Here is a 26,585-nt window from a genome sequence, read left to right as displayed (position 1 = left end):
AACGCCATCAGGTCTTAAACACTCCCGAATCATCAATAAACATCCCCCGCTAACAAAACACAGTTCAGTTCACATAACATCCCTGTTACCCCACACATATCTGCTGGCCGAACGACGCCAGTGCGCGTACGGAGGCAAGAGCAGCCCTGCACATGGCAGCGCTTGTGGTAACCTAGTTTAATCCGGTGATAAAGGCGTTTTACATGCATCTGCCAGCAGCCGGAAAAACCAAAAAAGTGGCGCTGGTTGACTATATGCGTAAATTGCTGACCATCCTGAACGCAATGCTCAGAAAGAACGAAGAGTGAAATGAATCGTAGCATCATGTTGCTCCATAATTTTTACGTTCAAGACAGTTGATTATCGGCGCATATGACTCAAAAAGAGCCTGATGATTGCCTCTTTTCCATAGGCTCTTTCTCTGAAGTGAAGGAAGGCCCGGAAGAAAGCACTCGCTGGCATACGTGACTCCAGCTCAACCGGAGATAATCACCATTGTTATTTTTCTATTTAATAATAATCTCCTGAAAAATAGATATAGCAAAAATACAATCCGGCCAGATTTAATTCCGCATTCATTACCAGAAATAATCAACACCACAACTATCATATCATTCAATAGTCACCGCTAAAATTTTATTATTTTCCTCTTCTTTACATAGAAATTGTCAACCTGTTTATTATGCCGCACTTAAATAGTTAATCACAAAACAACATCACCATTATTTGCGTGTTTTATTTATTAATAACATAGTCATACGTTCTTTTTTTACAAGGAAATAATCAATTGATAAATTGTTTTTGGTCTTAATAGTCAAGTAGGAAACATTTTAATAAATGATAAAAATCCTAAATTCCTTGTTCATAATGTAGGGGTGTGTTAAATAGGTGGGCAAAATTTGGTTCCCCTTCTCGCCTGTAATATTGCAGCATCTTCGCACCTCCATGAGACATTGCGACTTAATAAGAAGGTGATAAGTCCTGCATATAAGCATGGACTGACCATGGTTTTATATTCATTAAAAATTTTGTTACAACCCATTGATTTAACATAAATAAATTATAGTGGGTTCGGGTTTGTTGTGACTGTGGCATTATTTCCGTGCAAAGGAGCTGATATGTCTGAAAGACATTTACCTGATGACCAGAGCAGTACTATCGATCCATATCTAATTACCTCTGTTCGCCAGACTCTGGCAGAACAAGGCGCAGCATTACAAAACTTGTCTAAACAACTGGATTCCGGGCAGTACCAGCGTGTCCTTAATTTGATAATGAACTGTAAAGGTCACGTTATTCTTTCAGGAATGGGTAAATCAGGGCATGTCGGTCGTAAAATGTCAGCGACGCTGGCCTCTACGGGTACGCCTAGTTTCTTTATTCATCCTGCAGAAGCTTTCCATGGCGATCTGGGCATGATTACGCCTTACGATCTTCTGATCCTTATTTCTGCCAGCGGTGAAACGGATGAAATCCTCAAGCTAGTTCCTTCACTGAAAAATTTCGGCAACCGAATTATCGCCATTACCAATAATGGAAATTCCACGCTGGCGAAAAATGCTGATGCCGTGCTGGAACTCCACATGGCGAATGAAACCTGCCCGAATAATCTTGCACCAACAACGTCTACCACGCTGACGATGGCGATCGGCGATGCGCTGGCGATTGCCATGATCCACCAACGCAAATTTATGCCGAATGATTTTGCGCGCTATCACCCAGGCGGTTCATTAGGTCGTCGCCTGCTGACCCGCGTTGCTGATGTCATGCAGCATGATGTTCCTGCGGTACAGCTGGATGCGTCATTTAAAACCGTGATTCAACGTATCACCAGCGGATGCCAGGGAATGGTGATGGTAGAAGACGCAGAAGGTGGGCTAGCGGGCATTATCACCGACGGTGACCTGCGTCGCTTTATGGAAAAAGAGGATTCTCTGACATCCGCCACGGCTGCGCAGATGATGACACGTGAACCGCTGACGCTACCGGAAGACACCATGATCATTGAAGCGGAAGAAAAAATGCAAAAGCACCGCGTCTCAACGTTATTGGTGACCAACAATGCAAATAAAGTCACTGGCCTTGTGCGCATTTTCGACTAATTAAGCAACGGGGTGCGAGAGGTTAGTCTCTCATTGAGTTTGCGCCCCACTGAAACTTTGATAATCGTTACATGTTGATAAAAGTGAAGTCTGCCGTATCCTGGATGCGTGCTCGTCTGTCTGCCATCTCACTGGCAGATATCCAAAAACACCTGGCGAAAATCATCATTCTGGCACCGATGGCGGTGCTGCTGATCTATCTGGCTATCTTCAGCCAGCCTCGCTATATGAGCGAGTCGAAAGTCGCCATTAAACGCTCGGATGATTTAAACAGCGGCAGCCTGAATTTTGGTCTGCTTCTGGGTGCCTCTAACCCCAGTTCCGCAGAAGATGCGTTGTATCTGAAAGAGTACATCAACTCGCCGGATATGCTGGCGGCGCTGGATAAGCAACTAAATTTTCGTGAAGCGTTTAGCCACAGCGGGCTCGATTTTCTTAATCATCTTAGCAAGGATGAAACTGCAGAAGGCTTCCTGAAGTACTACAAGGACCGTATCAACGTCTCGTATGACGATAAAACCGGATTACTGAATATTCAGACGCAGGGCTTTAGCCCGGAGTTTGCGCTTAAGTTTAACCAGACCGTGCTGAAAGAGTCAGAGCGCTTTATCAATGAGATGTCACATCGCATCGCGCGTGACCAGCTTGCCTTTGCAGAAACGGAGATGGAAAAGGCACGCCAGCGTCTGGACGCCAGCAAAGCGGAATTGCTCTCTTATCAGGACAACAACAACGTTCTGGATCCACAGGCACAGGCACAGGCGGCGAGCACGTTAGTCAATACGCTGATGGGCCAGAAGATCCAGATGGAAGCGGACCTGCGGAACTTGCTGACGTATCTGCGTGAAGACGCCCCGCAAGTTGTGAGTGCGCGTAATGCGATTCAGTCATTGCAGGCACAAATTGACGAAGAAAAAAGCAAAATCACAGCGCCGCAGGGTGACAAGCTAAACCGTATGGCGGTGGATTTTGAAGAAATCAAATCAAAAGTAGAGTTCAACACCGAGCTGTACAAACTGACCCTGACCTCCATTGAAAAGACCCGTGTAGAAGCGGCTCGTAAGCTCAAGGTGCTGTCAGTGATCAGTTCGCCACAGTTGCCGCAGGAATCGTCTTTTCCAAATATCCCTTATTTGATCGCCTGCTGGTTACTGGTGTGCTGCCTGCTGTTCGGCACCCTGAAACTGTTGCTGGCTGTTATTGAAGATCACCGAGACTAACGCTGTCGCTGAATGAGTTTGTGATGAAATTATTTAAATCAATTTTACTGATTGCCGCCTGTCACGCGGCGCAGGCCAGCGCGGCCATTGATATTAACGCTGACCCAAACCTTACAGGAGCCGCGCCGCTTACCGGTATTCTGAACGGGCAACAGTCGGATACGCAAAACATGAGCGGCTTCGACAATACCCCGCCGCCCGCACCGCCGGTGGTCATGAGCCGTATGTTTGGTGCTCAACTTTTCAACGGCACCAGCGCAGATAGCGGTGCGACGGTAGGATTCAACCCTGACTATATTCTGAATCCGGGTGATAGCATTCAGGTTCGCTTGTGGGGTGCGTTCACCTTTGATGGTGCGTTACAGGTTGATCCCAAAGGTAATATTTTCCTGCCGAACGTTGGTCCGGTGAAAGTTGCTGGCGTCAGTAATAGTCAGCTAAATGCCCTGGTCACATCCAAAGTGAAGGAAGTATACCAGTCCAACGTCAACGTCTACGCCTCCTTATTACAGGCGCAGCCAGTAAAAGTGTACGTGACCGGATTTGTGCGTAATCCTGGTCTGTATGGCGGTGTGACGTCTGATTCGTTACTCAATTATCTGATCAAGGCTGGCGGCGTTGATCCAGAGCGCGGAAGTTACGTTGATATTGTGGTCAAGCGCGGTAACCGCGTGCGCTCCAACGTCAACCTGTACGACTTCCTGCTGAACGGCAAACTGGGGCTTTCGCAGTTCGCCGATGGTGACACCATCATCGTCGGGCCGCGTCAGCATACTTTCAGCGTTCAGGGCGATGTCTTTAACAGCTACGACTTTGAGTTCCGCGAAAGCAGCATTCCCGTAACGGAAGCGTTGAGCTGGGCGCGCCCTAAGCCTGGCGCGACTCACATTACGATTATGCGTAAACAGGGGCTGCAAAAACGCAGCGAATACTATCCGATCAGTTCTGCACCAGGCCGTATGTTGCAAAATGGCGATACCTTAATCGTGAGCACTGACCGCTATGCCGGCACCATTCAGGTGCGGGTTGAAGGCGCGCACTCCGGTGAACATGCCATGGTACTGCCTTATGGTTCCACTATGCGTGCGGTTCTGGAAAAAGTCCGCCCGAACAGCATGTCGCAGATGAACGCGGTTCAGCTTTATCGCCCATCAGTAGCTCAGCGTCAGAAAGAGATGCTGAATCTCTCGCTGCAAAAACTGGAGGAAGCCTCACTTTCTGCCCAGTCATCCACCAAAGAAGAAGCCAGCCTGCGAATGCAGGAAGCACAACTGATCAGCCGCTTTGTGGCGAAAGCACGCACCGTGGTTCCGAAAGGTGAAGTGATCCTCAACGAATCCAATATTGATTCTGTTCTGCTTGAAGATGGCGACGTCATCAATATTCCGGAGAAAACATCGCTGGTTATGGTTCATGGCGAAGTGCTGTTCCCGAACGCGGTGAGCTGGCAGAAGGGTATGACCACCGAGGATTACATCGAGAAATGTGGTGGCCTGACGCAGAAATCGGGTAACGCCAGAATTATCGTCATTCGTCAGAACGGTGCAGCCGTCAACGCAGAAGATGTGGATTCACTCAAACCAGGCGATGAGATTATGGTTCTGCCGAAATATGAATCGAAAAACATTGAAGTTACCCGTGGTATTTCCACCATCCTCTATCAGCTGGCGGTGGGTGCAAAAGTGATTCTGTCTTTGTAAGGAGTTGAAATGAGCAAAGCTGTTATTGTCATCCCGGCTCGTTATGGCTCATCGCGTCTGCCGGGTAAGCCGCTACTCGATATTGTCGGCAAACCGATGATCCAGCATGTTTACGAGCGTGCGTTACAGGTGGCGGGCGTCGCAGAAGTTTGGGTGGCAACAGACGATCAGCGTGTTGAAAAGGCCGTGCAGGCATTTGGCGGGAAAGCCATCATGACGCGCAACGATCATGAATCCGGCACCGATCGGCTGGTCGAGGTGATGCATAAAGTCGAGGCAGATATCTACATTAACCTGCAGGGCGACGAACCAATGATTCGCCCGCGGGATGTAGAAACGCTGCTACAAGGAATGCGTGATGATCCCGCGTTGCCAGTGGCAACGCTATGCCACGCGATTTCTGCCGAAGAAGCGACCGAGCCAAGCACGGTAAAAGTGGTGGTAAATACCCGCCAGGATGCGCTTTATTTCAGCCGTTCGCCGATTCCCTATCCGCGTAATGCTGAAAAAGCGCGCTACCTGAAACACGTTGGTATTTACGCTTATCGTCGCGATGTGCTGCAAAACTACAGCCAGTTACCGGAGTCCATGCCAGAGCAGGCAGAATCACTGGAGCAGCTGCGGTTGATGAGCGCGGGGATCAACATCCGCACATTTGAGGTTGCCGCAACCGGTCCGGGCGTCGACACCCCAGCATGCCTGGAAAAAGTGCGCGCCCTGATAGCACAGGAACTGGCTGAAAACGCATGATTGGCATTTACTCGTCCGGTATCTGGCGTATTCCGCATCTGGAGAAATTTCTGGCGCAACCGTGCCAGAAACTTTCTCTGCTGCGCCCTGTTCCGCAAGAAGTTGATGCTATCGCCGTGTGGGGACATCGTCCCAGCGCGGCGAAACCAGTCGCCATCGCCAAAGCAGCGGGAAAACCCGTCATTCGTCTGGAAGATGGATTTGTGCGTTCGCTGGATCTTGGCGTCAATGGCGAGCCGCCGCTTTCTCTGGTGGTGGATGATTGTGGCATTTACTACGATGCCAGCAAGCCTTCAGCACTGGAGAAAATGGTACAGGATAAAGCCGGAAATACAGCTCTGATAAGCCAGGCCAGAGAAGCGATGCACGCCATCGTGACCGGGGATTTGTCGAAATATAACCTGGCACCTGCGTTTGTGGCTGATGAGTCAGAACGTTCAGACATCGTTCTGGTTGTCGATCAGACATTTAATGATATGTCAGTGACGTATGGCAATGCTGGCCCGCATGAGTTTGCTGCCATGCTGGAAGCCGCGATGGCGGAAAATCCTCAAGCCGAAATTTGGGTGAAGGTGCATCCGGATGTCCTGGAAGGAAAGAAAACAGGTTATTTCGCTGATCTGCGTGCCACGCAACGAGTACGTTTGATTGCCGAGAATGTCAGCCCGCAGTCGCTATTGCGACACGTTTCCCAGGTTTACGTCGTGACCTCCCAGTACGGCTTTGAAGCCTTGCTGGCAGGAAAACCAGTAACATGTTTCGGCCAGCCCTGGTATGCAGGTTGGGGTTTAACCGACGATCGTCATCCACAGTCCGCTTTGTTATCTGCCCGACGCGGTTCTGCCACGCTGGAGGAACTTTTTGCCGCTGCATACCTGCGTTACTGTCGCTATATCGATCCGCAAACGGGAGAAGTAAGCGATCTATTTACCGTGCTGCAATGGCTGCAATTACAACGTCGACATCTGCAACAGCGTGATGGTTATTTATGGGCGCCAGGCTTAACGCTGTGGAAGTCAGCGATCCTGAAACCTTTCTTGCAAACGGCAACAAACCGGCTGAGTTTTTCACGTCGCTGTACTGCGGCGAGCGCCTGCGTGGTATGGGGTGTAAAGGGAGAACAGCAATGGCGAGCCGAAGCGCAGCGAAAATCACTGCCGTTATGGCGAATGGAAGATGGTTTTCTGCGTTCATCCGGACTTGGCTCTGACCTGCTGCCGCCGCTATCGCTGGTGCTGGATAAACGCGGTATTTACTATGACGCCACACGCCCCAGCGATCTGGAAGTGCTGCTGAATCATAGCCAGCTAACGCTGACGCAGAAGATGCGAGCTGAAAAATTACGCCAGCGACTGGTTGAAAGCAAACTGAGTAAGTACAACCTGGGAGCCGATTTCTCTCTACCAGCCGAAGCCAAAGATAAAAAAGTTATCCTGGTGCCTGGTCAGGTAGAGGACGATGCCTCTATTAAAACAGGCACTGTCTCGATTAAGAGCAACCTTGAGTTATTACGCACAGTACGCGAGCGCAATCCGCACGCCTACATTGTTTATAAACCGCACCCGGATGTACTGGTGGGGAATCGCAAGGGCGATATTCCGGCAGAACTGACTGCTGAACTCGCTGATTATCAGGCACTGGACGCCGATATTATTCAATGCATTCAGCGCGCAGATGAAGTGCACACCATGACATCATTGTCCGGGTTTGAAGCGTTATTACATGGCAAGCACGTACATTGTTACGGCCTGCCCTTCTATGCTGGTTGGGGTTTAACCGTCGATGAACATCGCTGCCCGCGTCGCGAGCGAAAATTAACGTTAGCGGATTTGATCTATCAGGCGCTGATTGTTTATCCAACCTATATCCACCCAACACGGCTACAACCTATTACGGTTGAAGAGGCGGCGGAATATTTGATCCAGACGCCGCGCAAGCCGATGTTTATTATCAGAAAAAAAGCGGGGCGAGTAATACGTTATTACCGCAAATTAATTATGTTCTGCAAGGTCAGATTTGGCTAAACAATTTCATAGTTGACTATTACGCAAATTATTTATGCAAGGTAATGCACTAACCGTTTTATTATCCGGTAAAAAATATCTGCTATTGCAGGGGCCGATGGGACCTTTTTTCAATGACGTCGCCGAATGGTTAGAGTCATTAGGACGTAACGCTGTGAATGTTGTATTCAACGGTGGGGATCGTTTTTACTGCCGCCATCGACAATACCTGGCTTACTACCAAACGCCGAAAGAGTTCCCCGGATGGTTACGGGATCTCCACCGGCAATATGACTTTGATACCATCCTCTGCTTTGGTGACTGCCGCCCATTGCACAAAGAAGCAAAACGTTGGGCAAAGTCGAAAGGGATCCGCTTTCTGGCATTTGAGGAAGGATATTTACGCCCGCAATTTATTACCGTTGAAGAAGGCGGAGTAAACGCATATTCATCGCTACCGCGCGATCCGGATTTTTATCGTAAGTTACCAGATATGCCTACGCCGCACGTTGAGAACTTAAAACCTTCAACGATGAAACGTATAGGTCATGCGATGTGGTATTACCTGATGGGCTGGCATTACCGCCATGAGTTCCCTCGCTACCGCCACCATAAATCGTTTTCCCCCTGGTATGAGGCTCGTTGCTGGGTTCGTGCATACTGGCGCAAGCAACTTTACAAGGTAACACAGCGTAAGGTATTACCGAGGTTAATGAACGAGCTGGACCAGCGTTATTATCTTGCCGTTTTGCAGGTATATAACGATAGCCAGATTCGTAACCACAGCAATTATAACGATGTTCGTGACTATATTAATGAAGTCATGTACTCATTTTCACGTAAAGCACCGAAAGAAAGTTATTTGGTGATCAAGCACCATCCAATGGATCGTGGTCACAGACTCTATCGACCATTAATTAAGCGGTTGAGTAAGGAATATGGCTTAGGTGAGCGCGTCATTTATGTGCACGATCTCCCGATGCCGGAACTATTACGCCATGCTAAAGCGGTGGTGACGATTAACAGTACGGCGGGGATCTCTGCACTGATTCATAACAAACCACTCAAAGTGATGGGCAATGCCCTGTACGACATCAAGGGCTTGACGTATCAAGGGCATTTGCACCAGTTCTGGCAGGCCGATTTTAAACCAGATATGAAACTGTTTAAGAAGTTTCGGGGGTATTTATTGGTTAAGACACAGGTTAATGGGGTTTATTATGGGGATGTAAAGAAAGGGTTAGTGTGGATTATAAGAACAGATTTTTCTTACATCAAAAATAATACAATACAATCACCGTGATTATAACAAAAGTCATAATACCAATAACAATAAAAATAACCACATAGAAACCCTTCATGTTATCAAAATAAATTATTTTGACATGGGTTATTTTATGATTCAATATTTCATTTTACATTAACCATTTCAAATACCTTAAAGTTTAATAACAAGAATACTTACAACTCACAATTTTTATAAAAACAAATCCTTCTTAATTAAATGTTTTTTGTTTTCACTTGCAATAACTTATCTCAAGTAAAATAAATCTTCATTATTTTAGATGTTTTCATTCTTGCATTTACTTTTAATTAAGTAACATTCAAACCATTATGGTTGATTTTTTAATATTCTTATTACTCCAAAAGACATATATGTGTAAAATTATTATGAGGTTATGTAAATATTGCTGGGTATTATTGAAATACACCCCATGCATACCATCCAAGTTGAAATACAAGAGGTGTTTCTATACTTACATCCAAAACATAGAGTTACATTGAAGTTTGTTTTTACAAATGCTCAACACGCCTAATTTTTAACAATGATTCAATACAAGAATCAATATTTTCAAACTCCAGATCCGAAATCTCTTCTAATGATAACTCCCACCAACGTAGTTCTAAGAGTTTAGAAATTTGCTCTGCATTAAAACGCATCCTTATTACCTTTGCAGGACTACCTCCGACTATTGAATACGGTGCAATATTTTTAGTAACCACCGAATTTGCTGCGATTATTGCACCATGACCGATATTAACACCGGCTTTAATAATCGATTGAGCACCAATCCAAACATCACTACCAATAATAGTATCGGGATGTGCTCTCCAGGATGTCCTGTTTATACCATTTTTATAAAAAGGATGTTTGGGAAACTGTGCAAAGTGATACTGGAAACTGTGTGTAGACAAAAAATTGACTGGATGACGAGCAACGCCAATTTCACAGTTTCTTGCAATAGAGCAGAAACGACCTATTTTAACATTCGGATATAAGACACTTGATATATTTATAAATGTGAATTGGCCGACATTACATCCTCCATGTATTTGAGAATTTGGGCCACAATGTATTGGATACTCAACGACGGCATCATTTGATATATGAGCACTTTTTGCTATTTCTGAAAATTCTTTCATTGCATCTGGCTTCCTTTGGCATTAATTATTATCTTCTTTGTTTTTACCCCAATATTTTTGATTGCATCTTTAAAAAAGAGATAGGGATGTTTATTTAGTTTTTTTAACTTTGCTTGCATCGCACCTGTTCTGACTATGTTATTGTGTGTATCTTTATTGGAATAAGTATCTTCTTCAATTATCTTGGTTGTCCTGTTTGTTTTTAGCTTATTAATTAAAGAATTTAAATCAGAGATATTCTTTTTATATTTCTCAATTTCATCCCTAAGACTAATTCCAGAGCGATAATAATCAAAATAGACTGAGTTTATTTTAAATGGTTCTTTTCTACGAGAAATATTAATTTCATGTATAAGACCATTATCTAGTGGTATTTTAATATTCTCGAAATCAACATATGTCGCATTAGTTGTTTTTGATTTTGTCTTCGGATCTACGATCTCAATATAATTAGCCTTACCAAAGGAATAAAACCTAGTAATTAGATAATGTATAAATTTCTCAACTTTATCTTTTGATGGATAAGATAAATCATTCATACATTTTTTAAAGTCTTCAGGATTTTTTATTTTTATTGATAAGCCTGCATGGCAATAGTATGCATTACCAACATTATAAGTAGGCTTTCCTGCCATCAGAGAATAAAGACCAACTCCAGAATTTATAAGCATTACTGCATCTGAAGAATTAATTGCATCATAGAAATGATCGGTTGGCTTCAGCACAATTAGGTTTTCTTTTTCTTCTATTTCGGTAGACTCTTCCAAAGGATGCTGTTTTACAATAACAACCCAACCTTTATCCTTTATGCTCTTAGCAAGAGTAACTACATTATTTAAAAAATTCTTCACACTCCTAATTTCATCCGAAAAATGACGTATGACAGAATCATTTGGTCTTTGCAAAGGAACAAAAAGAATTTTTTTATTTAGTATGTTATATTTTGTTTTGAAATTATGAGCACCTATTCTAGTACCATTTTTCTCTAACGTATCGTTTGATGAAAGAACGTTGATGATATATTCCTGAACGCTTTCCCTTTCATCTTTTGTAATTTGCAGATCCCAATTATTAGGGTTATATGAATGACTAGAGTAATTGAAACCATGTGGATCAAAGAACCATGTATGAGGCAATCCCCCCCTATCAAAATTAATTGTTTTTATTTTATTTAATTGACAAGCGTGGTAAAGATTTAATCTGTGATCATTGCCGTATGAATTGAAAAACAACACCCTTCTTACCATATTTTTTTTAATAAAATCCAAAAACACATTTTCATCTTTGAAGTCCGTGTCTTTAGCATATACACATTCACCAAGAAAAGGTATCGCAACTCTTAATGAATTCGCCGTTTTTCCATTAAATGGTGATAGTATTAAAGATTTACCATCATAGTAATGTGAATTACCGCTTAGAGCTGGCGGCATATAGTTTTCTTTATCAAACCTTCGTATTAATCTCTCAAATATTACTTTGTTGTCTTTGTTTCGTTTAGCATAAGATGGTGATATATTATGTGGATGCCAGAAATGGACAAAAAATATTTTCTCATTCATTAATTGGCGACCAAATAAACTAAAAAATGTTCTATACCCACAGAAATGTGGTGAATCATATTTATAATCATGATTATAATAATCTCGAGAACGAGCAAACTTATTAGCTCTATTGGCTAATCTGTTCAATGCCTCAAAATCTTCATATCCATGTCCATGAAATTCATTATTGTTACCTCCACATTCCATAAAGTATCGCCGCCTAGTTAAGATCATTGACGTAACAGGGGCATACATCTGGATACTTGGTGTTTTTAATTGATAATTTTGATAAGCATCATTATGTGCGTCATCCCAAGATTCTTTTTTTTTGTATTCCTCTGTATAATCCTCACTTAAATAAAGGCATGGAACAGATTCGATATAATTATACTCTTTACTACTGGATAATCTCAGCAAAATTGATTTATATATTGATTGTGGGGCATAAAGGTCCACATCCTGGAAGGTAATAAATTCTTTTTTAGCTTTAGTTACACCATAATTCCTGCACAAACCAATAGAAAAAGATTCCCCTTTTAATCCTAAACTATAAAACTCAATTCCTTTATTTTTTGAGAGAGTCTTAAACTCCTCCCTTATAGAATCTAAACTTCCAAAATCAACTATAATCCTTTCTATCTTTGAGTCTATATAAGCATTTTCTATAAAATATTTCGTTCTCTGATATAAATAATCATTTCGTGAAGTGCAATGTACCGGTGTAATTATTGTCAACATAATATTAGCTCTTTACATTTTTTTGTTTTTTAAATTATGTGTTAGCTTACATATTATAATTATATGCTTTAGCTATTTTTTCACAGTGTTATTATTTATAACCATTTGGGTTTTTCATCTGCCAGCGCCAGGCATCCTCAAGCATTGTTTCCAACTCCCTTTTAGCTTTCCAATTGAGATACTTATTTGCTTTTTCGGGTGATGACCAACTTTCAGCAATATCCCCCTCTCTTCTCGAAACAATTTCATATGGAATTCTAACCCCAGATATTTTTTCAAAGGTAGAAACCAGCTCTAAAACAGAATATCCTTTACCAGTGCCTAAATTAAAAACATGATAATTAGTGTTATTATCACGAAAAAGGTAAGATAAAGCAGCCACATGCCCTTCCGCTAAATCCATTACGTGTATATAATCACGAACACCGGTTCCATCCTTTGTAGGGTAATCCCCCCCAAATACCATAAGTTTTTCTAGTTTACCCATAGCAACTTGTAATATATAAGGAACTAAATTGCTTGGTATATCAGCGGGACTTTCACCGATCATTCCCGACTCGTGAGCACCTGTTGGGTTAAAATACCTCAGACACAAAAAATTAGTATCGCTATATTTTTTTGCAATATCTCTAATCATCAATTCTGATATATACTTCGATGTGCCATATGGGTTTAATGTTCCTCCTATATGGCAATCTTCTGTAACAGGCATTATTTTGCTTTCACCATAAACCGTTGCAGAAGAGCTAAAAATAAAATTAGCCACATCGTTTTTTATAGCGCAATTAATTAATTGCAATGTCCCTGCAACATTATTATCATAATAAAAAATGGGTCTTATTAAAGACTCAGCAACAGACTTTGCACCGGCAAAATGCATTACACAATCAACTTTGTGTTTTTTTAAAATTTGATTGACTTTTTTTTCATTGTTGATGTTTAATTCATAGAAAACAACTTTTTTTTTAGCTAGTAATTCAATTCTTCGAATGCTCTCGCAAGATGAATTAATCAAGTTGTCAATTATTACAACATTGTAACCTTTATTCAGAAGACATAAACTAGTATGCGAGCCAATATAGCCTGCTCCACCTGTAACTAATATATTCATTTTTCCCTCTTGAAAACAACATCAGTAATTATTTTGTTCCGTTATATACTCTGCGACCCCCTCCTGAACATCCTCATGAAAACTAACCGCATTATCATCCTTAAACACAATGGCCACATCACAAAACTCTTTCAATGAATTCAAGCTATGTGAAACCATTAAAAAACTAGATTCTTTATGCCTTTCTTTAAACAATTGAGCGCACTTTTCTTTAAACCTGGCATCACCGACTGCGGTTACTTCATCGACGATATAATAATCAAACTTAAATGCCATGCTTAAACCAAAGCCTAAACGCGAACGCATACCAGATGAGTAAGTTTTGATCGGCATATCAAAGTACTTGCCGAGTTCGGCAAATTCTTCAACAAACTCAATTTTCTCTTTCAGCTCTTCTTGCTTAGCGTATAACCGCGCAACAAATTTTACGTTTTCGCGTCCGGTTAAACTTCCCTGAAATCCACCTGCGAGGCCGACTGGCCATGATATTGTTTTATTAGTGATGATCTTTCCACTGTCGGGGCGGTCAATGCCGCCAATCATTCTCAGTAACGTTGATTTACCTGCACCATTACGACCAATAAAGGCAACGCTTTTTCCTGAAGGGATTTCGAGGTTTAAATCCTTAAACACATAGTGTCGACCTGTTGGCGTGCGATAGGACTTCGTCAAATTCTCAATCTTAATCATGACGTCAGCATTGCCTCTTCACGCGTTCGGTATAGCGCCAGACCGATGAACAGGGTGACCAGAGTGAACATTGCCAGGTAGTTCAGACTCACGCCTTCGCTGATATAGCCAGGCATAACTGCCTCGCGGCTTAACTCTACGACATGCACTAATGGATTCCAGAGTAGATATGACCAGTATTGCTTCGGAATCGAATGTAGAGGGAACATGATGCAGGAGATGAAATACAGCGGCTTAAGCAGTATCGGCAGGACCTTTTGCATTTCAGGGAAGGTTTTACCAACGACCATGAATATTAAGCCGATGCCACATGAAAGAATGATTAACAAACTCCAGGTGAGCACTAGTTGTAAAAAGTTTGTTATCTCGAAATATTCACCTGCCATCCAGACGATAAGCATGAGCAATATATAAACAGCAACGTAAATCAGCGTCTCAAGCAGTGCGCGTGCAATGATCGTATCGATGGGTTTTACTGGTCGATAATTAAACAACCCCTGGTTCGCTTCAATAGCGCCTACAGAACGATTGCTGATGCTGCTAAAGATAAAAAAGGGAATCAGGCCATTAAGTAAAAACACCGGGAATGAGATGTCTGGCATCGTGCGGTGCATAATGTAACCAAAAATGCCCAACAGTATCAGCAAATGCGCAGAGGGTTCGAGAATCGCCCACAAATATCCCAGACGGAACTTACCAAAGCGTGTTCGTATTTCTCGTAGAAATAATGCCTCTACGGTGACTTTCTGGACTTCAAATCCACTTCTTGCCATTTGATGATGTGATCCTAATCTCTTCAGGTACGCTACCGCCCCTGGCTTAACAGCTACCAATACACTGGAGGTAATACTTGACTTGTTTGTAACTGGATAAAATTCATTCAGACGGTTTGACCTTTTTAATAGCCAAAAACAATTTCAGCAGAAATTATTTCCGCAGGGATAAATAGATCTATTTCCGTCTCGTTTCTTCTAATCCATTCTTCAGGCATGAATGTATTCGGTCTTCTGGTAATTTCAGAAAACTGGCCGTTTTAGAATGCAGAGTTAATTTCTCAGGAAATTATTTTTTGTTATTACTGTTAACTACTTGATTATAATATCCCCTATGGATTTTATGCGTAACAATACCTGCAATCTGTTTCAAACCAGAACGCACGCGATTGATTACCAATAAATTGTTCACCGAGAAACTATTTCCCTATTTAAAATTCACTCGTGTACTTCTTATTTATATCTACAGCCCCCTCTTTACAGCCATATTTGTGATTTATATCACATTTAAATGGTGTTATTTAAGTCGCATCAATAATCCCGAAGGTAATTATTTTCGTCGATTAAAATATACATCTTGATTATTTTGTGTATTTATTTTAACCAGTGTTACAACCAACACCATCCCTCAGTAGATATACCTGAGCAGACATTTCTTAAAATCGACGAATAGTTTCACTGGAAATTATTATGCTTATTTGAAATTCCCTTTCTGATTATCTCCAGGAATTTTACTAATTTCCAGGCTACACAAAATACAGATCACACAAGAATTATCCTATATGTTTTGACCTATCAATTGTTACTCAATGATTTATTACAACTATTAATAATCATAATGTGTCAAAACACTTAAGCATCTTTACAGTCTTAGAAAGGTGTCGATTAACGAAGGCTACATGGTGAAAAACAGGTTCCTTCAGTGTTACCGAACATTCCGTGGTGGTCTGGAGAGAGATAAATCTTGCTACATCGGAACTCAGCCCGGTGAGTTGGTTTGACAGTTCCGCACTCACCATTGGGCTAAGGGTTATCAGGTGGGGTTAAGGAAATGGCAATACCTACCCCCGTCCAAACTCCAGTCGCTGCACATTCACCATCCCAGGCTTCTCACCCGCACTGACATCAATTTGTGTCACCCGCAGCGCATATTTTTCATCCAGTGCTTTTAACCAGTTCAGCAGGTCATTAAACACCACAGGTTCTATCCAGACTTGAATATTCTCCCCACGCTCGGCAATCCGTTTGATGACCACAGAGTGCGCCGACGCACTGTCACTGATAACCCGCGATAGCTGAACGGGCGTTGTTGTGGCGGATTTTCGCGCCGCAATAATATTCGGCGCAGTGCTCTTCAATCGCGCGTTCATCGCTACGAGCTGCTGCAATATTGTCTCCTGTTGCTCAATCCGTTCGCTCAAAGGCTGCCAGATGAGGACGTAATATCCGGCGCTAAACAGGAACACCACCGCTGCCAGTAACATGCCCTTTTCACGCGGCGAACGCCCCACCAGGTGTTGTGCCAGCCAGTGTTCGCCACGGCTTAACTGGCGTTCACGCCATTGCTGAAAATAGTGAATAAATTTATCGCGTAACATGTTATTTCCTCCGCAACGTTACGCCGCCGGAAACCGCATCACCCTCTTTCTGTAATGCGTCCTGTTGCACAACATAATCGGTTGCCAGTGCGCTACGCAGTTTGTCGAAGCTGGCAAAGTTCGCGGCCCGCAGCTGGAGGTGAAGAGTCTGGCGTTTTTGATCAAAGGTGAAACCACGCATTTCGATGTCGGAAAGTGACGCCGTTTTCAGGGTACTGGCGATCGCTGACAATTCTGCGAGCAGCCGGGTATCGTCGGCCTGCGGGCGATATTTTTTCAGCGCTATCGTCACCTGGGAACGCAAATTCACAATCCGCTTCTGCTCCGGGAACAGTGTTAAGAACTTTTTTTCCGCCTGGGTGCGGCTTTGCGCCACCTGTTCGCTGATGCTCCATAACGTCACGCCCCGTTCCACTGCCAGCGCAACCAGAATCAGCAATACCGGCAGAATCATCACCCGCCAGCGCGCCCACTGTTTTCGGTAGCTGACCCGAGGCTGCCACGGCCCTGTTAGCAGGTTCCCTTCCGGTTCGCCATAAGTGGTAATGGCGGGCAGAGCCGTAACGGTCAGGCGTTCGGCGTCTGCACCAGCCCATGCAGACAGTTCTTCCGGTGCAATGCCGACCACGGTTAGTGAAAGCGGTAAATTCTGCTCATTGAGCTGGGCGCGGAACATGACCGGAGCCAGCGCCCGCCCGGCGCTCCATCCCCGGCATTCATCGATGCGGCAGATAACCCGTTGCGCATCGCCAGCCATAAACCCACAAGGAATGGACATCCAGTCCGGCGCGACGGTAGCGCGGGTGATGCCGTTTGCCTGCAACCACTGCGCAATGTTTCGCATATGCTGTTGGTGAATCACTGCTACGGTTGCCAGTTGCTGGTCGATTTTCAACGGGGCGAAATGCAGTTCATCGATATCCTGGTTCAGCTCTTCTTCCAGCAAGGCGGGCAGAATAGTCGGTATCTGCTTGCGGGGGATATCAGGCAGTTCAACCTGCCAGACGCTGATCCATTCGCCGGGAATGTAGAGTCGAATCGCATCAGTTTGCAGCCATTGCTGGAGCTGTTCGTTGTCAACGTCAGACCAGATGCCGTGCTCCACGTCGGTGGTACGGTGCTGCCAACGGATGGGATCGGAGGCGCAAAGCGGGATAAAAATCTCAAGGATGGAACTCACTCACTTTCTCCTGTCTGATGCCAGAGAACCGAAAAGTGTTGTGGGCCCATGCGGACAATTAACGAGTTCATCGTCAGTTCAATCTCATTCACGGTGATATCTGAACGCAGCCAGAAGTAATTGCTGTCCACGCTCAGGACGGTTTTTAGCTGTTTTTTAGTACGCTCATCGACGTCAGCAAGTAGCGGCTGTGCAAGAAACTGATCGACATCTTCCCAGCCCTTCGCCGGACGTTGTTGTAATAACGCCCGCGCCTGAACAGGGCTTAACCACGGGTCAAACAGCGCCTCAAGAATCACACTTTGCGCGACGTCCAGGGTATTGATGTTGATTTGCTGGCGGGTCATCGGCAGCGCACAGACCAGCGGTTTCAGTTTTTGATAAAGCCCGGCGTCCATTCCCTGTACCACGCGCATCTCACTGATATCGGCCAGCGGTTGATTGGCGGCGTAGAACGGCACCGAGCGGGCGAGATACTCGCTGTCTTCACGCCCCAGACGCGTCTGCACGCTGCGGTCTTCGTCAATAAACTCCCACAGGCTTTCGGCTATCAGTTCGGCCCGATAAGCAGGCACATCCAGGCGCGAGATCAGGGCAATCAGTTGTTGTACCGCGATAGGACGCGACGCCGTTGTCGGCTGAGCGAGGGCATTCAGGTTAAAGCAGGCCTGGGCGTCACGCAGGGTGACGGCAATTTGCCCCTGCGGCAGTGGGAAAAAACGAGGGCCGGAAGCCCACGGCTGCGCCAGATGCACGCGCTTTTCATTTTTCAGGCTCAGACTGAGTGCGCTCAACGCCAGGCTTTCTGCACTGGCGCTGTACCACAGCGCCTGCTGGTACTCCTGCTGGCTGCGCGTTCGCCCAAGTTGTTGCTGCATCCGCCCGGAAAGCGTGATGGTTACCAGCATCATAACCGCCAGCAATACCAGCACCACGACCAGTGCCATTCCGCGTTTTGGTGGTGAGGTGATCATGATAATTGCGGCCCGCGTAACAACCAGATGCGTTCAATTTCGCCCCATTGCGGCGAATGCAGGGTTATGCGTACCGCCACGGGGATCGCCTGTACTGACGACCAGCTCTCCTGCCAGCGCGTGCCGTCGTAGAACTGCAAACGGAGCGAATCCGCCGGAATCAACTTTTGCATTGTCGGCTTCACGCTGCCTGCTGCGTCGGTCAGCGGCCAGGCTAACCGTTCGAGATAACCGTCATGAATGCGGTAACCGACGGTGAGCAGATTACTGCGCGGCAGACGCATCAACGGATTAACCACACCGCCGCGCACAAAGCGCATCCCTTCACTCTCAGACGCCAGCACGCCAGCGCCAGCCAGTAACGCTGGTTCACGCTGGCCCTGATCGCCTCTTACCGGACGCGGCATCATTTGTGTCAGATCGTGGGTCAGAAAACTCATCGTTTGCTGCATGAGGTTTAGTTTTTGATCGTGATCGGCGACGGCGCTATTCACGCGTGTGACGCCGTTAGTCACCTGCTGCGCCATCAGTGCCAGCGAGGCAAAAATGGCAATTGCCACCAGCATTTCCAGTAACGTGAAACCAGCGCAAGTCCTTCTCACTGTTGGCCTCCCACGGCGCTAAACCAGGCGCGTCGTGACTGAATCACCGACGAAAAATCTTCGTGACGGCTGACTTCAATATCCACCGCCTGGAGCAGCGCGTTACCTGTATTCAGCGGTGTGGTTCGCCAGTACCAGCGGCTTCCTGCCATATCACTCTCGCCCTGGTGCCTGACCGCCCGCTGCTCGCGGGTCATCAGGTAAAGCAGCGCGGTCTGGTTTTCAGCTACCCAGCCCGCTACCGTTTTCTCCTCAAGAATCTGCTGATTACTCAGCGCACCGCTGGCAATCTGTAACACCGCCATGGCGGCCAACGCAAAAATCGCCAGCGCGAGCATCACTTCCAGCAAGGTAAATCCGCGCTTCATGGCATCCTCTCATCACATTGATTGAGGGATAACACGCCATTGTGCGCCAGCTTTACCGCCCAACATGCGTTTTGCGCCGCCGAGTAGAAGCGCAGCGTAAACGGCGTGGCGGGTTCAAAAGGCGAAAAACGGATCTGCGGTGTCTTCTTTTTCGCCTCTTTTTGCAGCTCCAGTTCAATATCGTGCAGCGTCAGGCGACGACGTTGCAGCTCCAGCGCATATTCCTTCTGCCAGATATCACTTCCGGGTTGTAACAGCATCTGCACCTGTTTCGGCACCGTAACCTGTGCCGATAACCGGGTCGAGGAAACGGGCAACCACTGCCCGTGACGACGCTGCATAAACTTATAGCCAGGCGGGTCGATTAACACACCGAGTGTCTGCCCTTCAATCACTGCCCTGTCCTTAAACTGCGCAAAGCGAGTCAGAAAATCCTGCGCCGCTTTTTTCGCGGGCGATTCAGAATCGGTCGCAAAAGTCTGTACCACGCCCGCACTGGCAAGGCCGATAAGGAAAATCACCAGCATGATTTCCAGAAGAGTGAATCCGCGTTCAGGCACTGATTACTGAAACTCCTGCAAATTCCAGTTACCGATATCTGCGCCAGCGCCTTCCCCGTTTTCCTGACCATCTGCCCCCAGGGTATAAACATCAAACAGCCCTTTTTCACCCGGGCTGAGATACTGATAATCATTGCCCCACGGATCTTTTGGCAGTCGTTTAATGTATCCACCAGTACGGTAGTTGCGGGCGTCCGCCATATTGGCTGGTTGCTGGATCAACGCCTCCAGCCCCTGTTCTGTGGTCGGATAACGCCCGTTATCCAGTCGGTACATATCCAGCGCGTTCTCCAGCGCCACGATATCGCTGATGGCTTTTTGCCGATCCGCTTTCTCTTTATTGCCCAACAGGTTAGGCACCACCAGACTTGCCAGGACGCCAAGAATAACAATCACCACCATCACTTCCAGCAGGGTAAAACCTGCCCGTGGTTTTTGTGTGCGGGATAACGAATTCATGTGATAACTCCGTAAATTACATTCCAACCATATTGTTCAGTTGCAGCATCGGCTCGAGGATGGCGATGACAATAAACAGCACCACGCCCGCCATCATCACCACCAGAGCAGGCTCAAACAGCCCCAACGCCAGCCCCACCTGGGTATCAAATTCTCGTTCCTGGTTAACTGCGGCCTGTTCAAGCATGGTTTCCAGTTCACCGCTCTGTTCGCCGGAGGCGATCATGTACAGCATCATCGGTGGGAACAGGCGCAACTCCGCCAGCGCAGCGCGCAGACTGCTTCCTTCGCGGACGCGATCTGCCGCCAGCAGCAGTTGTTGTTCGACATAGCGATTTGCCGACACGGCGGCAGCGGTCTGAATGCCTTCCAGTAGCGGAACACTGCTGGCGGTGAGGATGCTTAAGGTGCGGGAAAAACGCGCCGTATTCAGCCCGCGCGCAACACGCCCCGTCACGGGCAAACGCAGCAAGGTTTTATCCCAGCGCAGGCGCATGGCAGGATTTTTGAGTAGCCGTTGCCCCAGCACCAGAAGCCCCAGCAATCCCGCCAGCCAGTAAACGCCGCTGGTCTGTAACGTGTCGCTCATGGCGATGAGCGTGCGGGTGGAGGCAGGCAGCGCGTGTCCGAGATGATCAAACTGTTCGATGATTTTCGGCACCACTGCCGTCAGCAAAATAGTGACTACGCCCGTTGCCACCACCAGCAATACCAGCGGATAAAGCATGGCCTGCAGCAGGCGAGATTTCAGGCGCTGTCGCTGTTCGGTGTAATCCGCCAGGCGATTGAGCACCACGTCGAGATGCCCGGATTTTTCTCCGGCAGCAACCATCGAACAAAACAGAGAATCAAAGACGCGGGGATGTTCGCGCAGGCTGTCCGACAGGGTGTAACCTTCCTGAATCCGGCTGCGCAGCGCCATTCCGAGGCTTTTTACATGCAGTTTTTCACTTTGCTCACTGACCGCCTGTAAGCAGGTTTCCAGCGGCATTGCTGCCTGTACTAATGTTGCCAGTTGGCGTGTGAACAGCGCCAGATCTGCCGCCGCCACGCGACGATGTGCGTGCCGCCGACGCTGCAACATCCCCCCTGCCGATGCATTCATCCGGGCTTCAATGTGCACGGGAATGAGGTCTTTACCACGCAACAATTGACGGGCATGACGCGCGGAATCCGCCTCAATCATGCCTTTGGTTTTGCGACCATTACGCTCCAGCGCCTGATAGTAAAACAGTGCCATTACGCCTCCATGGTTACCCGCAGAACTTCATCGAGAGAGGTTTCTCCGGCGAGCACTTTCTCAATGCCGTTGCTGCGGATACCCGCAGAGTGTTGCCGGACATAACGTTCCAGCTCCAGTTCCCCGGCCTGACGGTGGATCAAATCACGCAATGTGGCGTCCACCACAATCAGTTCATGGATAGCGGTACGTCCGCGAAAACCTTTGTGATTACAGGCGGGGCAGCCCTGCGGATGGTACAGCGTGACGGTACGCGCATCGGTAATCCCCAGCAGGCGTTTTTCTTCGTCAGTGGCAGGCGCGGACTGGCGGCAATCGGGACACAGCGTGCGAACCAGTCGCTGCGCCATCACGCCCGTCAAACTGGAAGAGAGCAGGAAAGGCTCCACGCCCATATCCTGCAAACGCGTGATCGCCCCCACCGCCGTGTTGGTATGCAGTGTGGAAAGTACCAGGTGCCCAGTGAGCGACGCCTGAACGGCGATTTCTGCGGTTTCGGTATCGCGGATTTCACCGACCATCACCACATCCGGGTCCTGACGCAAAATCGCGCGCAGGCCACGGGCAAAGGTCATGCCGACGCGGGTGTTAACCTGTGTCTGACCGATCCCTTCAATCATGTATTCGATGGGGTCTTCAACCGTGAGAATGTTACGCGAATGGTTGTTCAGCTCCTGCAATCCGGCGTACAGCGTGGTGCTTTTGCCGGAACCCGTCGGCCCCGTCACCAGAAAGATGCCGTGCGGTTTGTGCAGTAGCTGGCGCAACTGCGCGGTCAGTTCGTGACTTAAACCCAGACGCTCCAGCGTCAGGCGGGCCTGGTTTTTGTCCAGCAGTCGCAGCACCACGCGCTCGCCCCAGGCGGATGGCATGGTGGAGACACGCACGTCGATCGCCCGACCGCCCAGCAGCAGCGCAATACGACCATCCTGCGGTACGCGCTTTTCGGCGATATCCAGCCGTGCCATCACCTTAATACGCGATACCAGCAGCGAGGCCAGTTTGCGCCCCGGACGCAGCATTTCATGTAATGTGCCGTCAACGCGAAAACGGATCACCAGACTCTTTTCAAACGTCTCGATGTGGATATCCGAAGCGCCTTCTTTAATCGCCTCTGCCAGCATGGCGTTGATCAGTTTGATGATCGGCGCATCGTCGTCACTTTCCAGCAGATCTTCCGTTTCCGGCAGTTCTTCAGCGAGGGTAAAAAAGTCCTCGGCGGAACCGAGATCTTCCATCAGCTGGCGAGCCTCGGAGGAGTCCCGCTGCCAGACCGCATTCAGCCGCTGTTCAAATTCGGCCTCGTCGATTTGCCGCAGCGTAAAGGGCGCGTTCAGCCCCCGTTGCAGCTCCTGCAAAACAGAGAGCGACAACGGATGCACATGGAGGATCTCCAGCGACGCTTCGCACCATGCCACCAGGCTAAACCGACGGCTGAAACTGTAGGGCAGACGCACGGTGTTAGCGGTGGTTTCCTGTGCTACAGGCACCATTAACGCGTTCTCCCGGCATTAAGGAACGCACGAACTTCTGGCGGTAAGGCCTGATTTTGCGCTGGCAGTACCGGCTGCGCGGTGTGCGGCATCAGGCTTAAGCCTTGCTCATCGCGATAGATCTGCTCGGCGCGCATGTAGTTATATTTGCGCTGCGACACGCCGTCTGCCGCCATACCGTCACGCAGAATGGTCGGGCGGATAAACACCATCAGGTTACGTTTTTCTTTTTTATCCGCCGTCGATTTAAACAGGTTACCAATCAACGGGATATCGCCCAGCAGCGGCACTTTCGCCACGCTTTCTCCCGCCTGGTCGTCCATCAGACCGCCAAGCACAATCAGCTCACCATCGTTAGCCAGCACGGTGGTCTTCAGTTTGCGCTCACCAAACACGACGTCGAGGCTGGTCTGTCCTTCCACCTTCGACACTTCCTGCTCAATCACCATCTGTACCGCGTTTCCTTCGTTAATCTGCGGCGTGACTTTCAGCATGATGCCGACTTTTTTCCTCTCTACGGTGTTGAAAGGGTTGCTGTTATTGGAGCCAACGGTAGATCCGGTTAATACCGGAACGTCCTGGCCCACCATGAAGAAGGCTTCCTGGTTATCCAGCGTGGTGATGCTCGGCGTGGAGAGAACGTTCGAGCTGGAGTCGTTTTTAACCGCCTGTACCAGCGCCATCCAGTCGCCTTTCACCACGCCAACCGCCGTACCGCTAAAGCCGGAAAGTAGCTGGGCGAGCGTGGAGAGATCGCCGTTGGTGTCCGGGTTAATGGTGGTAGCGCCGTTTTCGCTGATCACCGTGGAGCCTTTCTGCGGTTTCGCCTGAGAAATGGCCGCCCCCAGTGTGCCGATAGGGATCTGCGTGCCGTTGGCAAACTGCATTAATCCGGCATCTTTCGACGCCCACTGCACGCCGAAGTTGATATTGCTGCCTTCGGCAACTTCCACGATCAACGCCTCGACATGCACCTGAGCACGGCGAATATCCAGTTGTTCAATCACGCTTTGCAGCGACTGCATGATATCCTGCGGCGCGGTTACAATCAGGGCATTACTGTGTTTGCTGGCGGCGATGGAGACAACCTCACGCCCGCTACCGACCGTGCCTTCCGCTTCTTCTTTAGCCGCCGTGAGCGTGCCGCTGACCTGCTTCAGTACATCGACCAGATCTTCGGCTTTGCTGTATTTGAGATAGAAAACCTGGCTGTTGCCGCTGCGCTCCATTTCTGAGTCCAGGCGACGGATCAGACGGCGCATTTTGTCCCGCGTGGCGGGGTCACCACTGACAATCACACTGTTGGTGCGTTCGTCGGCGACAATTTGAGATTTCAGCGTTGCTGGCTGGTTCTCGCCGCTGTTTTTGGTCAGGCTTTCCAGCACGCGGGCGATTTCCGAAGCCGAGGCGTTATCCAGCGGGATCACCTCTTCAGTGCGATTACCCGCGTGATCCACGCGCTGGATCACTTCTGTCAGCCGCTCCACGACGGAGGCGCGTCCGGTAAGCATAATCACGTTGGAGGGATCGTAATTAACAACGTTGCCTGAGCCTGCGCTGTCGATCATCTGGCGCAAAATCGGTGCCAGCTCGCGGACCGACACATTACGTACCGGCACTACTTTGGTGACCATTTCATCGCCCGCGTAGTTGTCGCTGCCTTCACCGACCAGCGGCAGTGGCTCGACTTTCGCGGCGCTGGATTTCACCACCTTCAGCACGTCGTTTTCCATCGGTACGACCGCATACCCCTGCGCTTCCAGCAGGTTAAGGAATAGCTGGTAATACTGGCGTTCATTGAGTGGAGTCATAGTGCGAATACTCACTTTCCCCTGTACGCCCGGCCCCATAATGATGGTTTTATTAAGGTTAGCGCCGACGGTTTCGATGAACGATTTCAGGTCGGTATCTTTAAAATTAGCGGTGAAAGTGGCTTCTTCCGCCCAGACCGGTGAACTGCATAATGCCGCTGCCAGCACCAGCGGCAGTAAACGCTTTTTTGTTTTGAGGCCAGTTGTCTTCTTACGCCAGACCGACAACGTAATATCACGCCAAAACACGATGAATGATTCTCCTGGATTAAATGCGGTTAGCGCAGCGCGATGGAAATGTCGTGGCGCGCACCCTTGCGTAAAACCGTAAGTTGAATGGAATCCATTGAAGGTAACTGCCGCATCAGAGCAATCATTGCTCGTGGATCAGTGAAATCCTGCTGATTTAGCGCAATGGCGATATCGCCTTCCCTGAAACCGCTGGCATCGAACAGAGAACGATCTGCCCCCGGCTTCACTGCATAACCGACAATCCCCTCCTTACGCACAGGCGTAAGCTGGATATAGTTAAAAATTTTCTGCGGATCTTTCGCCAGTGCCTGACGCACGGCAGTCGGGATCTCAACTGGCGCACTGACAGCAGGTTCAGCAACAGCTTGCTTTGCTTCGTCACTGACAGCTTTTTTGTTGGTTACGGCAACGGTGGAACGCTCCTCTTCAGCCAGGCTCAGGCGCTCTATTTTTCCCTGATAGCGCAGCATCACATGGTCGCGGTTGATTTCCTCAATCACCGCGTTGTGAGAACCAAGCCGTTCCCCCTGCAAATAGACCTGCTGTTTGCCACCTTCTTCAATAACCGCGCCAGGTCTGGTACCAAAGGCGATCCCGCGCAGCACCACATTAAGACGTGTTTCTGCCACAGGCGCAGGTTCAGGTTGTTTTACCGGCACGGCGACGGGCTGATATTTGCCAAACCAGTTTTGCTGGCTGATTAATTGCACGTCATTTTTATCGAACGTTTTTGCATCTGCACGGGGCGGTTTATTCGCCGATGGGGAAACCGCCGTATATTCCGCAGAAAAGGAGAAATAGCGCCAGAGTGAATGCGCCACTTTTGCAGAAATAATAAGCAGCATCAGCCAGAACATCGCGCGTACAATTTTTCGCAGATGCTCTTTGTCTGTATTAAGAGATTGTCTCTGATTAAGAGTGTGACGAATTTTTGTCAGCCATTGAATAAGATAAATTCGTGCGTCACGAAAAACAACCCGCGCCAATTTATATCTA

22 protein-coding genes and 1 pseudogene are annotated in these 26,585 nt (G+C 47.7%); 7 read left to right on the top strand and 16 right to left on the bottom strand.

Features of this window, described 5'->3' with window-relative positions:
- Nucleotides 1-125 precede the first annotated feature (125 nt).
- From ACJHYW_RS18485 to ACJHYW_RS18455, 7 genes and pseudogenes are all read left to right on the top strand, one after another.
- Nucleotides 126-308 (top strand): annotated as a pseudogene (locus tag ACJHYW_RS18485) (IS110 family transposase); the annotation flags it as partial.
- Between the two features lie 810 nt (nucleotides 309-1,118).
- Nucleotides 1,119-2,102 carry an SIS domain-containing protein gene (locus ACJHYW_RS18480; protein WP_032152721.1) on the top strand — a complete coding sequence of 328 codons (984 nt, stop codon included), beginning with the start codon at nucleotides 1,119-1,121 and terminating at the stop codon, nucleotides 2,100-2,102.
- A gap of 71 nt (nucleotides 2,103-2,173) precedes the next feature.
- On the top strand, nucleotides 2,174-3,322 hold the full coding sequence (locus ACJHYW_RS18475) for a capsule polysaccharide export inner-membrane protein KpsE (protein WP_000905920.1): 1,149 nt from the start codon (nucleotides 2,174-2,176) through the stop codon (nucleotides 3,320-3,322).
- A gap of 23 nt (nucleotides 3,323-3,345) precedes the next feature.
- On the top strand, nucleotides 3,346-5,022 hold the full coding sequence (locus ACJHYW_RS18470; RefSeq protein WP_001298258.1) for a polysaccharide biosynthesis/export family protein: 1,677 nt from the start codon (nucleotides 3,346-3,348) through the stop codon (nucleotides 5,020-5,022).
- A 9-nt stretch (nucleotides 5,023-5,031) separates the two neighbouring features.
- Nucleotides 5,032-5,772: a 3-deoxy-manno-octulosonate cytidylyltransferase gene (gene kdsB, locus ACJHYW_RS18465; protein WP_032152722.1), complete on the top strand. Its 741-nt coding sequence runs from the start codon at nucleotides 5,032-5,034 to the stop codon at nucleotides 5,770-5,772.
- Nucleotides 5,769-7,796 (top strand): capsular polysaccharide biosynthesis protein, encoded by a 2,028-nt coding sequence (locus tag ACJHYW_RS18460; protein ID WP_072649095.1) that lies wholly within the window; start codon nucleotides 5,769-5,771, stop codon nucleotides 7,794-7,796. The genes kdsB and ACJHYW_RS18460 overlap by 4 nt, the downstream gene beginning before the upstream one ends.
- A 34-nt stretch (nucleotides 7,797-7,830) precedes the next feature.
- On the top strand, nucleotides 7,831-9,078 hold the full coding sequence (locus ACJHYW_RS18455; RefSeq protein WP_032152724.1) for a capsule biosynthesis protein: 1,248 nt from the start codon (nucleotides 7,831-7,833) through the stop codon (nucleotides 9,076-9,078).
- Nucleotides 9,079-9,569: 491 nt separating this feature from the next.
- Here the strand turns inward: ACJHYW_RS18455 and ACJHYW_RS18450 are convergent, their stop codons facing one another.
- The 16 genes from ACJHYW_RS18450 to gspC all read right to left on the bottom strand — a co-directional run bounded on the left by ACJHYW_RS18450 (nucleotide 9,570) and on the right by gspC (nucleotide 26,575).
- The gene (locus ACJHYW_RS18450) at nucleotides 9,570-10,199 is read right to left on the bottom strand and encodes a CatB-related O-acetyltransferase (protein ID WP_021521026.1); all 630 of its coding nucleotides are present in this window, start codon (nucleotides 10,197-10,199) and stop codon (nucleotides 9,570-9,572) included.
- Nucleotides 10,196-12,478, bottom strand: coding sequence for a hypothetical protein (locus ACJHYW_RS18445; RefSeq protein ID WP_021535434.1), 2,283 nt, complete (start codon nucleotides 12,476-12,478; stop codon nucleotides 10,196-10,198). Before ACJHYW_RS18445 ends, ACJHYW_RS18450 begins: the two co-directional genes overlap by 4 nt.
- Before the next feature lie 91 nt (nucleotides 12,479-12,569).
- Nucleotides 12,570-13,589 (bottom strand): UDP-glucose 4-epimerase GalE, encoded by a 1,020-nt coding sequence (gene galE / locus ACJHYW_RS18440; protein WP_021521028.1) that lies wholly within the window; start codon nucleotides 13,587-13,589, stop codon nucleotides 12,570-12,572.
- Nucleotides 13,590-13,610: 21 nt separating this feature from the next.
- The gene (locus ACJHYW_RS18435; protein WP_001604847.1) at nucleotides 13,611-14,279 is read right to left on the bottom strand and encodes an ABC transporter ATP-binding protein; all 669 of its coding nucleotides are present in this window, start codon (nucleotides 14,277-14,279) and stop codon (nucleotides 13,611-13,613) included.
- Nucleotides 14,276-15,052, bottom strand: coding sequence for an ABC transporter permease (locus tag ACJHYW_RS18430; RefSeq protein ID WP_000124291.1), 777 nt, complete (start codon nucleotides 15,050-15,052; stop codon nucleotides 14,276-14,278). Before ACJHYW_RS18430 ends, ACJHYW_RS18435 begins: the two co-directional genes overlap by 4 nt.
- 1,061 nt (nucleotides 15,053-16,113) lie before the next feature.
- Nucleotides 16,114-16,650 carry a GspM family type II secretion system protein YghD gene (gene yghD / locus ACJHYW_RS18425; protein ID WP_032152726.1) on the bottom strand — a complete coding sequence of 179 codons (537 nt, stop codon included), beginning with the start codon at nucleotides 16,648-16,650 and terminating at the stop codon, nucleotides 16,114-16,116.
- A gap of 1 nt (nucleotide 16,651) precedes the next feature.
- The gene (gene gspL, locus ACJHYW_RS18420) at nucleotides 16,652-17,830 is read right to left on the bottom strand and encodes a type II secretion system protein GspL (protein ID WP_032152727.1); all 1,179 of its coding nucleotides are present in this window, start codon (nucleotides 17,828-17,830) and stop codon (nucleotides 16,652-16,654) included.
- Nucleotides 17,827-18,804 carry a type II secretion system minor pseudopilin GspK gene (gene gspK, locus ACJHYW_RS18415; protein ID WP_000633195.1) on the bottom strand — a complete coding sequence of 326 codons (978 nt, stop codon included), beginning with the start codon at nucleotides 18,802-18,804 and terminating at the stop codon, nucleotides 17,827-17,829. The genes gspL and gspK overlap by 4 nt, the downstream gene beginning before the upstream one ends.
- Nucleotides 18,801-19,406: a type II secretion system minor pseudopilin GspJ gene (gene gspJ / locus ACJHYW_RS18410; protein WP_032152728.1), complete on the bottom strand. Its 606-nt coding sequence runs from the start codon at nucleotides 19,404-19,406 to the stop codon at nucleotides 18,801-18,803. Before gspJ ends, gspK begins: the two co-directional genes overlap by 4 nt.
- A complete protein-coding gene (gene gspI / locus ACJHYW_RS18405) occupies nucleotides 19,403-19,774 on the bottom strand; it encodes a type II secretion system minor pseudopilin GspI (RefSeq protein ID WP_000820090.1) in 372 nt (123 codons plus the stop codon). The genes gspJ and gspI overlap by 4 nt, the downstream gene beginning before the upstream one ends.
- Nucleotides 19,771-20,334, bottom strand: a complete 564-nt coding sequence (gene gspH / locus ACJHYW_RS18400; protein ID WP_032152729.1) for a type II secretion system minor pseudopilin GspH — start codon at nucleotides 20,332-20,334, stop codon at nucleotides 19,771-19,773. The genes gspI and gspH overlap by 4 nt, the downstream gene beginning before the upstream one ends.
- A 3-nt stretch (nucleotides 20,335-20,337) precedes the next feature.
- Complete coding sequence (gene gspG, locus ACJHYW_RS18395; protein ID WP_001087289.1) at nucleotides 20,338-20,793, bottom strand: type II secretion system major pseudopilin GspG; 456 nt, start codon at nucleotides 20,791-20,793, stop codon at nucleotides 20,338-20,340.
- Between the two features lie 16 nt (nucleotides 20,794-20,809).
- Nucleotides 20,810-22,033, bottom strand: a complete 1,224-nt coding sequence (gene gspF, locus ACJHYW_RS18390) for a type II secretion system inner membrane protein GspF (RefSeq protein ID WP_032152730.1) — start codon at nucleotides 22,031-22,033, stop codon at nucleotides 20,810-20,812.
- Nucleotides 22,033-23,526, bottom strand: coding sequence for a type II secretion system ATPase GspE (gene gspE / locus ACJHYW_RS18385; RefSeq protein WP_001598631.1), 1,494 nt, complete (start codon nucleotides 23,524-23,526; stop codon nucleotides 22,033-22,035). Before gspE ends, gspF begins: the two co-directional genes overlap by 1 nt.
- Nucleotides 23,526-25,586 carry a type II secretion system secretin GspD gene (gene gspD, locus ACJHYW_RS18380; protein ID WP_000498829.1) on the bottom strand — a complete coding sequence of 687 codons (2,061 nt, stop codon included), beginning with the start codon at nucleotides 25,584-25,586 and terminating at the stop codon, nucleotides 23,526-23,528. Before gspD ends, gspE begins: the two co-directional genes overlap by 1 nt.
- 29 nt (nucleotides 25,587-25,615) lie before the next feature.
- Nucleotides 25,616-26,575: a type II secretion system protein GspC gene (gene gspC, locus ACJHYW_RS18375; protein ID WP_032152731.1), complete on the bottom strand. Its 960-nt coding sequence runs from the start codon at nucleotides 26,573-26,575 to the stop codon at nucleotides 25,616-25,618.
- Nucleotides 26,576-26,585 lie beyond the last annotated feature (10 nt).

It is taken from the genome of Escherichia sp. WS3063 (assembly GCF_046486595.1).
Taxonomy (GTDB): Bacteria; Pseudomonadota; Gammaproteobacteria; order Enterobacterales; family Enterobacteriaceae; genus Escherichia; species Escherichia coli.
Note: the sequence above shows the minus strand (reverse complement) of the source record. Positions and strands in the feature narration are given on the sequence as shown.

Coding starts and splice junctions, on each gene's coding strand:
- ACJHYW_RS18450 (WP_021521026.1), bottom strand. CDS start 10,199: ATGAAAGAATTTTCAGAAATAGCAAAAAGTGCTCATATATCAAATGAT.
- ACJHYW_RS18475 (WP_000905920.1), top strand. CDS start 2,174: ATGTTGATAAAAGTGAAGTCTGCCGTATCCTGGATGCGTGCTCGTCTG.
- gspI (WP_000820090.1), bottom strand. CDS start 19,774: ATGAAGCGCGGATTTACCTTGCTGGAAGTGATGCTCGCGCTGGCGATT.
- gspG (WP_001087289.1), bottom strand. CDS start 20,793: ATGAATTCGTTATCCCGCACACAAAAACCACGGGCAGGTTTTACCCTG.
- gspK (WP_000633195.1), bottom strand. CDS start 18,804: ATGATCACCTCACCACCAAAACGCGGAATGGCACTGGTCGTGGTGCTG.
- ACJHYW_RS18430 (WP_000124291.1), bottom strand. CDS start 15,052: ATGGCAAGAAGTGGATTTGAAGTCCAGAAAGTCACCGTAGAGGCATTA.
- ACJHYW_RS18435 (WP_001604847.1), bottom strand. CDS start 14,279: ATGATTAAGATTGAGAATTTGACGAAGTCCTATCGCACGCCAACAGGT.
- gspE (WP_001598631.1), bottom strand. CDS start 23,526: ATGGTGCCTGTAGCACAGGAAACCACCGCTAACACCGTGCGTCTGCCC.
- gspF (WP_032152730.1), bottom strand. CDS start 22,033: ATGGCACTGTTTTACTATCAGGCGCTGGAGCGTAATGGTCGCAAAACC.
- ACJHYW_RS18480 (WP_032152721.1), top strand. CDS start 1,119: ATGTCTGAAAGACATTTACCTGATGACCAGAGCAGTACTATCGATCCA.
- ACJHYW_RS18460 (WP_072649095.1), top strand. CDS start 5,769: ATGATTGGCATTTACTCGTCCGGTATCTGGCGTATTCCGCATCTGGAG.
- kdsB (WP_032152722.1), top strand. CDS start 5,032: ATGAGCAAAGCTGTTATTGTCATCCCGGCTCGTTATGGCTCATCGCGT.
- yghD (WP_032152726.1), bottom strand. CDS start 16,650: ATGTTACGCGATAAATTTATTCACTATTTTCAGCAATGGCGTGAACGC.
- ACJHYW_RS18455 (WP_032152724.1), top strand. CDS start 7,831: ATGCAAGGTAATGCACTAACCGTTTTATTATCCGGTAAAAAATATCTG.
- ACJHYW_RS18445 (WP_021535434.1), bottom strand. CDS start 12,478: ATGTTGACAATAATTACACCGGTACATTGCACTTCACGAAATGATTAT.
- galE (WP_021521028.1), bottom strand. CDS start 13,589: ATGAATATATTAGTTACAGGTGGAGCAGGCTATATTGGCTCGCATACT.
- ACJHYW_RS18470 (WP_001298258.1), top strand. CDS start 3,346: ATGAAATTATTTAAATCAATTTTACTGATTGCCGCCTGTCACGCGGCG.